Source organism: Pseudomonas sp. NPDC085632, from assembly GCF_044541255.1.
Lineage (GTDB): Bacteria > Pseudomonadota > Gammaproteobacteria > Pseudomonadales > Pseudomonadaceae > Aquipseudomonas.
Genome location: NZ_JBITSX010000003.1, coordinates 239237 through 251683, shown reverse-complemented (window position 1 = coordinate 251683; position 12447 = coordinate 239237). Strand labels below are relative to the sequence as shown.

The window sequence follows — 12447 nt, the reverse complement described above, 5'->3', positions numbered from 1 at the left end:
TGGATCCTATCCTAGTACAACGTTTGAGAGACGGTTTAATGAAGGTGTTATTAGCTAATAACCCCGACGTTGCTGGCTTCAATGTGGGAACGAAGAGAATGTCGTCGCTGAATTGTCCTGTTCAGGTTGACGGTGAAACGCGTTTCAACCGATTTATCCCTTTTCGATGCGTCAGTAACCTGTACACAACTTGAACGCATCAACAACTTCAAAAACTCAAAAGGGAAGCAGACCATGACCACTCCAACCTACAACCGCCTGAACAAAGACGACGCCATCGTGCTGCTGGTCGACCACCAGACCGGTCTGATTTCGCTGGTGCAGGACTTCTCGCCGAACGAGTTCAAGAACAACGTGCTGGCCCTGGCTGATCTGGCGAAGTTCTTCGAACTGCCGACCATCCTTACCACCAGTTTCGAACAAGGCCCGAACGGCCCGCTGGTACCGGAGCTGAAAGAGATGTTCCCGGATGCGCCGTACATCGCTCGTCCAGGCCAGATCAACGCCTGGGACAACGAAGATTTTGTGAAGGCGATCAAAGCCACCGGTCGCAAGCAGATCATCATTGCCGGTGTAGTGACGGATGTCTGCGTAGCGTTCCCGACCTTGTCGGCGCTGGCGGAAGGGTTTGAGGTGTTTGTGGTGACTGATGCGTCCGGCACCTTCAACACCACTGTGCAACAAGCCGCGTGGAGCCGCATGACGCAGGCCGGCGCACAGTTGATGAACTGGTTCTCGGTGGCGTGTGAGCTGCACCGCGACTGGCGCAACGATATTGAAGGGCTGGGTAACTTGCTGTCGCAGCGGATCCCTAACTACCGCAACCTGATGAATAGCTACTCGGCGTTGACCGCTCAGCAAAAGTAAGCCTGCGCGACCGAACAAAAGCCTGCCCTGAAAAGCAGGCTTTTGTCGTGTCTGCGCTTTAAAGCGCTGGCAGCGTTGCGATGGCGTTACTTCAGGTTATGGCTGAAGAACTCGGTCAATTTGGCGAAGGGAATCAGGTTGACCCGGTCGTACAAGTCGACATGGCCGGCCCCTGGAATGATCAGCAGCTCTTTGGGCTCGGCCGCGCGCTGGTATGCGTCTTCACTGAACTCGCGGGAGTGCGCCTGAGCACCGGCAATGAACAGCAGCGGGCGCGGGGAGATGCTCTCGATGTCATTGAACGGGTAGAAGTTCATGAACTTCACATTGCTGATCAGCGTCGGCATGGTAGTGGTCTGCGGCGAAGCGCCGGCCGGAGTGACCTGACCACGCGGGGTGCGGTAGAAATCGTAGAACTCGTCACCCACGGCGTTGCCGGTGAGTTTGAGCGGTGTGCCGCCGGTGTAGCGGACCGGGCCGCCCCAGGACTGCGCGTTACGCTGCTGCGCCGTCTGTTCAATGATGGATTGGCGTTGCGCTAGCGTGAGCGAATGCTTGAGGCCGTTGCGGTTGGCGGCGCCCATGTCGTACATGCTGACGGTGGCAATCGCTTTCAAACGTGGGTCGATCTTGGCGGCGCTGATGGCGAAGCTGCCGCTGCCGCAAATACCGATGACGCCGATGCGCTCGCGATCGACCAGTGGGCGAGTGCCGAGAAAGTCCACCGCCGCGCTGAAGTCTTCGGCATAAATGTCCGGCGCAACCGACTGGCGTGGCAGGCCCTCGCTTTCGCCCCAGAAGGACAAGTCGAACGACAGCGTGACGAAGCCTTGTTCGGCCATTTTGGTCGCGTAGAGATTGGCGCTTTGCTCTTTCACCGCGCCCATCGGGTGGCCGACGATGATCGCGGCATTTTTTGACTGGGGGTCGAGGTTCTTCAGGCTGAACAGATTGCCTGCGACCTTCATCCCGTACTGATTCTTGAAGGTGACCTTTTCCACGGTCACTTTATCGCTGGTGTAAAAGTTGTCTGCGCCGTTCGACATATCGGCTCCCATGGCTGAAAAAGTACTGAAGAGCAGCCCGAAGGCCAAGCAAAAACCTTTCACTGGAATGTCCTTGCGATTGAGGGTTTGTTCGTCTGAGCCTGTGCACGAACATTCTCTCGATCAGCGCTTCAGCGCCGTAGTGCATTCCTCTGGATTGCTTGCCTGATCCACTGAATCTGGATTTTCAACGCCGCGCAGACACGATATGGCGGCGATCAGAGGGCAGGGATGAGATTGGATTACGCTGAGGAATCAGCGCTGGCCTCGATCACGCCGGGTTCAGCCTGACGGCCACTGCGCTGAGTTTCCGGTACCCCGATCCCGAGCAACACAACCGCCACCGCCGCAATAGCCGCCAGGGTCAGAAACGCTGCGCTGTAACCGGCCTCTTGCACGACGAACCCGGCGAGGCCGTTACTCAGCGCCGCGCCCAGCCCGAAGGCCGTCGTCAGTGCGCCGAGGCTGACGTTGAAGTGTCCGGTGCCCTGCGTGAGGTCTTTGACCATGATCGGAAACAAGGCGCCGAACAGGCCCGCGCCGACGCCGTCGAGCAGCTGCACCGCGACCAGCCAATAGGCATCGTCCGACAGCGTATAGAGCACACCGCGTAAGGGCAGGATCAGAAAACCGGCCAGCAGCAGCGGTTTACGTCCCCACACATCGGCTTTCGCTCCGACCAGCAATGCCGCCGGCACCATCACCAGTTGCGCCGCGACGATGCAGGCCGAGGTCAGCGGGGTGGCCATCTGCAAATTGGCTTGCGCAAGTTTTTGGCTCACCAGCGGCAACATCGCCGCATTGGCGAGGTGGAACAGCGCACAGCAAATGGCGAACAGCAACAGCGGCCGGTTGCTCAGCAGCACCGACAAACCGGAAGGCTGACGATGCCCGGCGTCCGCCGGATCCAGTCCGCGCGCCAAATCATGGTCGATGGCGGCTGGCGAAACGCAGGCGATGGCGATGACACTGGCCAGGGCCATGGCTGCCATCAGATAAAACACCGCCACCGGGCCGAACAGATACGCGAACACACCGGCGAGGAGGGCGGCGCAGGCATTGCCGGCATGATTAAAGGTTTCGTTGCGTCCGGTTCGGCGCGTAAACGCTCGCGGCCCGGTCATGCCCAAGGTAATCGCACAAATGGCCGGGGCGAATATCGAGGCGGCCATCGCACTGAGGGTTTGCGTCAACGCCACCCACGTGAACGACGTTACGAAGGGCAGCAGCAGACAACTGCCGGTCACCAGCAGGGCCGCGATCGCAATCAGCGCACGCTTGCGCCGGCTGTTGTCGACCCAGGCGCCTGCGGGTGTCTGGGTAATCAGCGCGGCGACCCCGGCGATGGTCATCACCAGACCAATGCTCGCCGGCTCCCAGTGATGCACCGCCAACAGGTAGATGGCCAGATAGGGGCCGAGACCGTCGCGCACATCGGCGAGGAAAAAGTTGAGGCTGTCCAGTGACAGATTATTGCGGCGATCCAGATCTGCGGTCACGGGCAGTGTCTTCATTATTCGAGGTCTGCGGATGGATTCAACCTCAGCATTCCTAATGACCTGCGGCCGTGAATATAAGTTGCAGGCCGCGGCGGTGTCGTTGCGGAACATCGCCCAGAGCCTGAATACGACGTTCCGTCACACGGTTGCTGCGCGTTCAACGCGCTACTTGTATCCTTGCGCCGGTCGAGGACATACGACCGCTGTTATTGCCTTGAATCAGTAACGGCCGGAACCGGAAACCGGACTTTCCATTAGGTACTTTCGTGAAGCGTGATACCCACCTCGTCATCCTCTTGCTGCTGGTCATCGGCTGCTCTCTGGCGTCGCTGACCATCTGGAAAGTGCTGTCTTCGCGCGATCGCGCGCTGGAGGAAGTCAACGTGCACGGGTTGAACCTGACCCAGGCACTCGAGACCTATTCCGAGGGCATTGTCCGGCAAAGTTCGCTGCTGTTGCTCGGGCTGGTCGAACGCCTCGAAACCGAGGGCAGTGGCCCCGCGCAGATCCAGCGCCTGAGTGCGCTCGTCAACCGCCAGCAACCGCTGATGCCACAGCTGAGCGGTATCACCATTTATGACCGCCAAGGTCATTGGCTGATGTCGTCGAACCGGCCGATTCCGGTGGGCGCCAACAGCAGCGATCGGGCCTATTTCATTCATCATCGCGACGACCCGAGCCGCGAACCCTTTATCGGGCCACCGATCCGCAGCCGCTCCAATCAGGAGTGGGTGATCACCGTCAGCCGGCGTTTCAATGATGATCGCGGCGAGTTTGCCGGGGTCGTGGCCGTGACGCTGGGCGTGGAAAACTTTCTGCGCCTGTTCGGCAAACTCGACATCGGCCAGGACGGGGCGATCGGCTTGTCCTATACCGACGGTACGTTGCTGGTGCGCTATCCCTTCCGCGAGCAGGACATGGGCCGCAACTTTTCCAAGTCGCCGATTTACGCTAAATACCTGGTCGATCAATCGGTCGGCACCGCGTCTTATACCTCCAGTCTGGATGGCGTCGAACGCCTCTACGCCTTCCGCAAAAGTGAAAAGTTGCCACTGATCACCACGGTCGCCATCGGCAAGCGTGAAGCGCTCACGGCCTGGCGAACCGAAGCACTGCTGTCGGCGGTGGTGGTGGCGGGGCTGTTGGGGCTCACCGGTCTGATCGGCTGGTGCTTGATCCTCGATATCCGGCGCCGGACCCAGGTGGAAGGTGAACTGCGCATCGCTCAGCAGCAATTGCTCGGTTCCAATCGACAGCTGGAACTGTTGGCCATGAAGGATGCGCTGACCGGTCTGGCGAATCGGCGTTGCTTTGATCAGACCCTGGCCACAGAGGCGCGGCGGGCACAGCGCGACGGCTCGTCGCTGGCCTTGTTGATGATCGATATCGACTATTTCAAGCGCTTCAACGATGCGCTCGGGCACGTTGCCGGCGACGCCTGCCTGCAAGCCGTCGCCAGGGTGCTGGATGAATGTGTGCGGCGACCGTCAGACCTGGTCGCGCGCTACGGCGGCGAAGAGTTCGCGGTCATCATGCCCGCCACCGACATCGACGGTGCCGCCGTGGTGGCGCAGATGATCATTGAGCGTTTACAGCAAGCAAACATTGCCCACCCCACCAGTCCCGTGGCCCGCGTGAGCCTGAGCATCGGCATCGCCGCCGCGCGCGGTTCACGCCTGGACCCTGCGCACGGTTTGATCGAGTCAGCCGATCAGGCGCTGTATCAAGCGAAGACCGCAGGGCGCAACCGGTTCATGGCATCCCCAGCGCAGCGCCTACTCGACGTCGATGGACAGCAGACCACTGACGCGTGACACCAGTGTGTCGACGACAAAGGGTTTGGTCAGTACCTGCATGCCCGGGCCGAGTTGACCGCTGCCGATCACCGAGCTTTCCGCGTATCCGGTAATAAACAACGTCTTCAGTTTCGGTCTGATCTGCCTGCCTGCATCGGCCATTTGCCGGCCATTCATGCCGCCGGGCAAGCCGACATCGGTGATGAGCAAATCGATGTGGGCGCTGGAGCGTAATACCTCCAGTCCTTCAACACTGTCGGACGCTTCGAGCAGGTTGAAACCGAGGTCGCTCAGCACATCCTTGAGCAGTGTCCTGACGGTGGGTTCGTCGTCGACTATCAGGATGGTCTCGCCTGCCTTGGCATGCGGCGTTGTCAGGCTTTGCGCATCATCGTGACTGCGCGGCGTTTCACCCCGGTGGCGGGGCAAGTAAATGCACAGGGTGGTGCCTTGGCCCACGGTCGATTGCACCCGTACCTGCCCGCCGGATTGCTTGGTGAAACCGTAGATCATCGACAGCCCCAGGCCCGTGCCCTGGCCCAGTGGTTTGGTGGTGAAAAACGGGTCGAAGGCCTTGGCTATCACTTCCGCACTCATACCGGTACCGGTGTCGGCGACCGACAGGCACAGGTATTGCCCTTCGGGCATTTCCCGTATGCGCGCTGATTCAGCATCGAGGGTGCGATTGGCGGTTTCGACGGTGATGCTGCCGCCATCGGGCATCGCGTCGCGGGCGTTGATGCACAGGTTGAGCAGGGCGTTTTCCAGTTGACTGGCATCGACCAGTGCCGGCCAAAGATCGGCTGCGATGACAGTCTTCAAGCGAATGCTCGGGCCGACGGTGCGCTGGATCAGTTCACTCATGCCGGCAATCAGTGCGTTGACTTCAGTCGGCCGTGGATCGAGGGTCTGACGTCGAGAAAAGGCGAGCAGACGGTGGGTCAGGGCGGTAGCGCGTTTGGCGGCGTCCTGGGCGATTTGCATGTACTTGTCGATGTCGTTCAGACGACCCTGGGCGATGCGTTTGTCCATCAGCTCAAGGGATGCGCAGATGCCTGCCAGCAGGTTGTTGAAGTCATGGGCCAGGCCGCCGGTGAGTTGCCCGACCGCTTCCATTTTCTGCGATTGCCGCAATTTTTCTTCGGCCTGCATCAGCTCGGAGGTGCGCGCCGAGACCCTTTGTTCCAGTGTGTCGTTGAGCGCCTTCAATGCGGCGGTGACCCGGTCGCGCTCGGCTTCGACGTTGCGCCGCTCTTCGACATCGATGAGCACACCGGGAAAGCGTAAAGGTGTGCCGTCTTCGGCGCACTCGACGCGGCCGTTCGCTTCAATCCAGGTGTATTTGCCAGCCGCGCCGCGCACTCGGTACTGGTGCGAATAGGCACCGCCGCGGGCTTTGACTTCGTTGATGGCAGTTGTGAGTCCTTCCCTGTCGTCCGGGTGAACGCTCATCACCACTTGCTCCAGGCTCAGACCGTCGAGACCCCAGGCCGGATCGAGATCGAACACCCGTGCGAAGGCTTCATCGACGCTGAAACGATCGCTGGGCAGGTGCCAGTGCCAGGTGCCGATAATGGCGCCGGCGGCCAGGGCGAGCTGAACCCGCTCGACGTTTTCCCGGGCGACCGCCTCGCTGACGCGCAAGCGTTCTTGCGCGTCGCGGCGTTCGGTGACATCGCTGAAGAAGATCGCAATCTGCCGATCGGCCGGGTCGCCGACACGCACGGCGCGCACATCGAACCAGCGTTCGAAGGTATTGGCGTAGTTCTCGAAGTTGGCCGGCTCGCCGGTCTTGGCCACATGGCCGTAGGTTTCGAACCAGAACTTCTCCAGATTGGGCGCAAACTCGGTGACCCATTTGCCCCGCAGGTTGACCCCGGCCTGACGCTCGAACGCCGGGTTGGCCTCGACGAAGCAATAGTCGATGGGGTGGTCGTCGGCGTCGAATTTGACTTTGACGATGGCGAACGCGGCCTCGATGGTCTCCAGAATGGTGCTGAAGCGCTCTTCACTCTGGCGCAGTGCGGTTTCGGCGCTACGCGAACGGGTCAGGTCGAGCATCGCACCGATCATGCGTTCGGCCTGGCCATCGGCATTACGAATCAGGTGCCCGCGATCCAGCACTTCGGCGTAGGAACCATCGTGGCAGAGGAACCGGTACTCGGCGCTCCAGGTCGTCCCGGAGCCGTCAATCGCCGAGCGAATCGAGGTTGTCACGCGCGCGCGATCCTGCGTGTGAATCTGCGCAAACCGCCAGTCACACGTCGGCTCGATGGCTGCTGACGCGTAGCCATACGCCTGTTGCAGCGAGTCGTTCCAGATGACCTGGTTGGTTTTCAGATCCCAGTCCCAGACGGCGTCGCAGGTCGCCTTGACGGCCAGACGCAGGCGCGTGACCTCAGACTCAAGCTCCTCGCGATTAAGCTGTTTCAGGATGTCCACCCTTCATGCGTTGATTGTGAGTCTGCGTTCAATTGGCGAGTTTGAAGCCATCGACTTCGCAAGCTTTGTCAGCCATTGACCCGGGGCGTCATGGTTAAGTTGCACACGAGCCAAGGGCTTACGCGTTTTCATAGCGACTCGCCGCGATCCAGTCTGTCGAGCAGCCCTTGCCCGCGTTGCCACAAAGCCTGCTGTTTTTCCTGCGGCATGCGATCAAGGTTTTTGTACATCATGCCCATGCGCTGATTGCCGCGCAGAAGGTCACCGTGGCGCATCAGAAAATGCCAGTACAAGGCATTGAACGGGCAAGCGTTGTCAGCCGTAGTTTCGCGCACCGAGTAAGCACAGTCGCGACAGTAGTCGGACATCCGGTTGATGTACTGGCCGCTGGCGCAATAAGGCTTGGAGCCGAGGTACCCGCCATCGGCGTGCATGACCATGCCGAGGGTATTAGGCAGCTCGACCCAGTCGAACGCGTCCATGTAAATGGCCAGATACCACTCACAGATCTGACTCGGCGCGATGCCGGCGAGCAGGGCGAAATTGCCCGTCACCATCAGGCGCTGAATGTGATGGGCGTAGGCGTGTTTCAGGCTCTGGCCAATGGCTTGGCGCATGCAGTTCATCTGCGTTGTGCCGGTCCAGTAAAACTCAGGCAAGCGCCGCGTATTACCGAAGGCATTGCCCTCGGCGTACTCCGGCATGTGCAGCCAGTAGACGCCACGGACGTATTCACGCCAGCCGATCAGTTGCCGGATGAAGCCTTCGGCGGCATTCAGGGCAATACTGCCGGACCAGTAGGCAGACTCCACATCACTGCAGAGTTGGCGTAGATCCAGCAAGCCAATATTGAGCGCCGCGCTGATGCGGGCATGGAACAGAAACGGTTCGTCGCTGGCCATGGCGTCCTGATAATCGCCGAAGCCCGCCAGCCCGTAGTCGATAAAATACGCCCACAGTGTCTGGGCATCGGCGTGGGTCACCGGATAGTTGAAGTCATCCAGACTGCCGTAGTGACTGGCGAAGCGTTGCTTGACCAGTGCGAGGACTTCGAGGGTGATTGCATCGTTAGTAAAACCAGCCGGGTAGGGCGCCTTCACGGATTTGGGCAGGGCTTCGCGATTGTCGGCATCAAAGTTCCACGCGCCGCCGACCGGCGTGCCGTCACCATTGAGCAGCAGGCCGCTTTTGCGGCGCATTTCGCGATAGAAGAACTCCATGCGCAACTGCTTTTTGCCAGCGGCCCAAGCGCGGAATTCGTCGCGGCTGCACAGGAAGCGGTTGTCGGCGTGCCAGTGGATCGGCACACCACAGTCCTTCAGTGATTGCTCAAGACGCCAGTCGCCGCATTCGGTCAGGTGCACCTCGTTCGCCTGCAGCAACGCCTGCCAGCGCTTTAATTCGCCGGGCACCGAGCCGCTGTTCTGCGGATCGTCGAGGGTCACGTACTGCACAGGGATGCCCAGGTCTTTCAGTGCCTGAGCGAAGTGACGCATGGCGCTGAAGATCAAGGCGATTTTTTGCGGATGATGAGCAACGTGGCTGGCTTCTTCCATGACCTCGACCAGCAGCACACGATCATGTTCGCGATCCAGACCTGCCAATGAAGCCAGATCAAACGATAACTGGTCGCCCAGAACGAGGCACAGCCGATGGGTTTTGTTCATTTCACGGATTCAGCGTAGTGAGCAGCAGGCTGCCGCGTGGACGTTTAAATGTTAAGTCCAGATAGTTGTACGTATTTTAGTTTTTGTATAGGTTTTTGTGCGGTGAATATTCACATCCCCCTGTGGGAGCGAGCCTGCTCGCGAAGGCGTCGTCACATTCAACATTGTGGGTGACTGACCCGCCGCTTTCGCGAGCAGGTTCGCTCCCACAAGGGCTTGCACTCCGACTCGGATGAACGCTCCCGCTGTTTCGGAAGCGCTTTACGCTGCGGGGAGGGAGTTAGCCGGGATAAACGGGGTAGTCGGTATAGCCTTCGGCGTTGCCGCCATACACCGTCGCCGGGTTCAACGCATTCAACGGCCAGTCATTGGCAATCCGCGCCGGCAGATCGGGGTTGGCCATGAACAGGCGGCCGAAAGCGACGAAGTCTGCCAGCCCGGAAGCGAGCAGTTGCGCACCGGATTGCGCGGTGTAGCGCCCGGCATAAATGATCGCTCCGCTGAAAGTGTCGCGCACAGCCTGACGGAACGTTTGTGGCATCGCTGGCGCGTTGTCCCAGTCGGCTTCGGCGATGGACAGATAGGCAATGCCCACGTCCTGTAGCACTTTGATCGCTTCGATATAGGTGGTGTGCGGATCTTCCTCGACCATGCCCAGGTAGGTGCGTGCTTCATCGGTGGTGGTGAACAACGGGGCAAAACGCACGCCGACTTTTTCCTTGCCGATGCACTCGGCGACGCCGGCGACCACTTCCTTGAGAAAGCGCAGGCGATTGTGCAGCGAACCACCGTACTGATCGTCGCGCAGGTTGCTGTGAGCCGAGATGAACTGGTTGACCAGATAACCGTTGGCGCAGTGCAATTCGATGCCATCGAAACCCGCGTCCATGGCGTTGCGTGCGGCCTGGATATAAAGCTGCACCAGTTCCTGAACTTCATCGGTGCTCAGCGCACGAGGTGCCGACGGCGGAACCAGTTCACCGGCGCCGGGTGCGGTTTCGATAAACACGCTGACCCGGTCTGTAGCCACGGCGGAGGCCGAAACCGGCGCCGCGCCGTCGGGTTGCAATGCGGTGTGGGAGACGCGGCCGACGTGCCACAACTGGGCGAAAATCACCCCGTCCACGGCATGCACCGCCTCGGTGACTTTGCGCCATCCGGCGATTTGCTCAGGCGTATGAATGCCCGGCGTCCACGCATAACCCTGGCCACGGGGTTCGATCTGCGTGCCTTCGGTGACCAGCAACCCGGCGCCGGCGCGCTGTTGGTAATACTCGGCCATCAGCTCATTGGCGATATTGCCCGGCTGGGTGCTGCGCTGGCGGGTGAGGGGCGGCAGGACGATACGGTTTTTCAGGGTGTGATGGCCGAGTTTGGCGGGGGTAAAGAAAGGGTTGTTGTTCATGAGTGACCTTGTTCCTGGTTTATTAGACCAGTCGACTATTGATTGGGTGAAAAAATAACGCCGGGCAAGAAGCACCCGGCGTCTGGAAGGGGTGTGCGTGGGTTTTAGCCCAGCATCTTCAGCAGTTTCTCGGCGACAGCGGCGGAGCTGGCAGGGTTCTGGCCTGTGACCAGTTGCCCATCGGCGACCACATGAACCTGCCAGTCAGCGACTTTCGAGTAATAACCGCCGAGGCGCTGGAATTCGTCCTCGATCAGGAACGGCACCACGTCCGTCAGGCCAACGGCCTCTTCTTCGGCGTTGGTGAAACCAGTGACCTGGCGATGCTGGACCAGCGGTTTGCCGTCAGCGGTGAGGGCGTGACGCAACACACCCGGCGCATGGCAGACAAAACCGTGGGGCTTGTTAGCGCGGTCAAACGCTTCGATCAACGCGATCGACTGCTTGTCTTCGGCCAGGTCCCACAGCGGGCCGTGGCCGCCCGGGTAAAACACCGCATCGAAATCATCGGCGCTGACATCGGCCAAGCGCCCGGTGTTGGCGAGTGCCTGCTGTGCGGTCGGGTCCTTGCGGAAACGATCGGTCTCGGCCGTCTGGGCATCGGGCTCATCGCTTTTCGGGTCCAGCGGCGGCTGACCACCGGCCGGCGAAACCAGCGTGACCTCGGCGCCAGCGTCCTTGAAGGCGTAGTAGGGCGCGGCGAACTCCTCCAGCCAGAAGCCGGTTTTCTTGCCGGTGTTGCCGAGTTGATCGTGGGAAGTCAAAACCATCAGGATTTTCATAGAGCACCTTGAGTCGATCAGGTGTCTTCGATTGGGCGAAGGATTCGCACATCGGCCACACCGGTCAGAAAACGTTTGTCGGGGCGCAGCATAGATTCCAATTAGACCAGTCGTCTAGTAATTTTTTATCCTGCGGTTTTTCATCGACAGGTGTGGCAAACTTCCGTTCCTCCCAATATACGACTGGTCTATTGCCTGGTAACTTGCGCCCCATGAAAGCGACCTACGACGACACCCGCCAACACCTGCTCGACACCGGCCACCGGATGATGGCCGAGAAGGGCTTCACCAGTGTCGGCCTCAACGAAATCCTGCAAACCGCCGGTGTGCCCAAGGGTTCGTTCTATCATTACTTCAAATCCAAAGAGTTGTACGGCCAGGCATTGCTGGCGGATTACTTCGTCGGCTACCTCGCCGACATGGAGCGACGCCTGACGCTGCCGGGGCTGAGCGCCTATGAGCGGCTGATGGATTACTGGCAGGGCTGGCAGAACCGCTGCACTCTCGAAGGCCACGGCGATGAGTGTCTGGTGGTCAAGCTCAGCGCCGAAGTGGCTGATCTGTCGGAGTCGATGCGCCTCACCTTGCGCGATGGTGCCGAGCAAGTGGTGGCGCGTATCAGCCTGTGCATCGAGCAGGGCCAGGCCGAAAACAGCCTGCCTCAGGGTGATGCCCGACATCTGGCGGAAACCCTGTATCAGCTCTGGTTGGGCGCCAGTTTGCTGAACAAATTGCAGCGTACCGGGCAATCGCTGGAGACCTCGATGGCGATGACGAAACAGCTTTTGCACGTTTGAACCGGGTTTTTGTGCGACGTAATAGGTGACCTGCCTGCCGGCATTCGGTCGGTTAAACATACGAATGGGAATAAGTTTCAATAACGGAACGCTTGGTATACCATCGCCGGCGCTTTGCTGGCGGTTTTGCCCTTCGTTCTGGCCTA

9 protein-coding genes are annotated in these 12447 nt (G+C 60.0%); 3 read left to right on the top strand and 6 right to left on the bottom strand.

All coding sequences use genetic code 11. The features are described from left to right. Positions 1 to 234 precede the first annotated feature (234 nt). On the top strand, positions 235 to 867 hold the full coding sequence (gene ycaC / locus ACIF4X_RS04690; protein WP_397481146.1) for an isochorismate family cysteine hydrolase YcaC: 633 nt from the start codon (positions 235 to 237) through the stop codon (positions 865 to 867). Positions 868 to 953: 86 nt separating this feature from the next. On the opposite strand, the gene ACIF4X_RS04685 is transcribed toward ycaC, so the two are convergent. Both ACIF4X_RS04685 and ACIF4X_RS04680 read right to left on the bottom strand, forming a co-directional pair. Next, on the bottom strand, positions 954 to 1976 hold the full coding sequence (locus ACIF4X_RS04685; protein WP_397481145.1) for an alpha/beta hydrolase: 1023 nt from the start codon (positions 1974 to 1976) through the stop codon (positions 954 to 956). A gap of 179 nt (positions 1977 to 2155) precedes the next feature. Beyond that, the gene (locus tag ACIF4X_RS04680) at positions 2156 to 3412 is read right to left on the bottom strand and encodes an MFS transporter (protein WP_397481189.1); all 1257 of its coding nucleotides are present in this window, start codon (positions 3410 to 3412) and stop codon (positions 2156 to 2158) included. Positions 3413 to 3678: 266 nt separating this feature from the next. Here ACIF4X_RS04680 and ACIF4X_RS04675 point away from each other — a divergent pair, with 266 nt between their 5' ends. Beyond that, positions 3679 to 5226 carry a diguanylate cyclase gene (locus ACIF4X_RS04675; RefSeq protein ID WP_397481144.1) on the top strand — a complete coding sequence of 516 codons (1548 nt, stop codon included), beginning with the start codon at positions 3679 to 3681 and terminating at the stop codon, positions 5224 to 5226. Here the strand turns inward: ACIF4X_RS04675 and ACIF4X_RS04670 are convergent. The 4 genes from ACIF4X_RS04670 to ACIF4X_RS04655 form a co-directional block, all read right to left on the bottom strand. Beyond that, the gene (locus tag ACIF4X_RS04670) at positions 5188 to 7650 is read right to left on the bottom strand and encodes a PAS domain-containing protein (RefSeq protein WP_397481143.1); all 2463 of its coding nucleotides are present in this window, start codon (positions 7648 to 7650) and stop codon (positions 5188 to 5190) included. The two genes, ACIF4X_RS04675 and ACIF4X_RS04670, sit on opposite strands and share 39 nt — an antisense overlap. 128 nt (positions 7651 to 7778) lie before the next feature. Next, positions 7779 to 9317: a cryptochrome/photolyase family protein gene (locus tag ACIF4X_RS04665; protein ID WP_397481142.1), complete on the bottom strand. Its 1539-nt coding sequence runs from the start codon at positions 9315 to 9317 to the stop codon at positions 7779 to 7781. 280 nt (positions 9318 to 9597) lie between these two features. Further along, positions 9598 to 10722 carry an alkene reductase gene (locus tag ACIF4X_RS04660; protein ID WP_397481141.1) on the bottom strand — a complete coding sequence of 375 codons (1125 nt, stop codon included), beginning with the start codon at positions 10720 to 10722 and terminating at the stop codon, positions 9598 to 9600. 104 nt (positions 10723 to 10826) lie between these two features. Beyond that, positions 10827 to 11504: a type 1 glutamine amidotransferase domain-containing protein gene (locus ACIF4X_RS04655; protein WP_397481140.1), complete on the bottom strand. Its 678-nt coding sequence runs from the start codon at positions 11502 to 11504 to the stop codon at positions 10827 to 10829. A gap of 212 nt (positions 11505 to 11716) precedes the next feature. Here ACIF4X_RS04655 and ACIF4X_RS04650 point away from each other — a divergent pair, with 212 nt between their 5' ends. Then, positions 11717 to 12301 (top strand): TetR/AcrR family transcriptional regulator, encoded by a 585-nt coding sequence (locus ACIF4X_RS04650; RefSeq protein ID WP_397481139.1) that lies wholly within the window; start codon positions 11717 to 11719, stop codon positions 12299 to 12301. Positions 12302 to 12447 lie beyond the last annotated feature (146 nt).

Bases quoted from the DNA above. Each gene is read 5' to 3' on its own strand.
- ycaC (WP_397481146.1), top strand. From the start codon at position 235: ATGACCACTCCAACCTACAACCGCCTGAACAAAGACGACGCCATCGTG.
- ACIF4X_RS04655 (WP_397481140.1), bottom strand. From the start codon at position 11,504: ATGAAAATCCTGATGGTTTTGACTTCCCACGATCAACTCGGCAACACC.
- ACIF4X_RS04650 (WP_397481139.1), top strand. From the start codon at position 11,717: ATGAAAGCGACCTACGACGACACCCGCCAACACCTGCTCGACACCGGC.
- ACIF4X_RS04660 (WP_397481141.1), bottom strand. From the start codon at position 10,722: ATGAACAACAACCCTTTCTTTACCCCCGCCAAACTCGGCCATCACACC.
- ACIF4X_RS04665 (WP_397481142.1), bottom strand. From the start codon at position 9,317: ATGAACAAAACCCATCGGCTGTGCCTCGTTCTGGGCGACCAGTTATCG.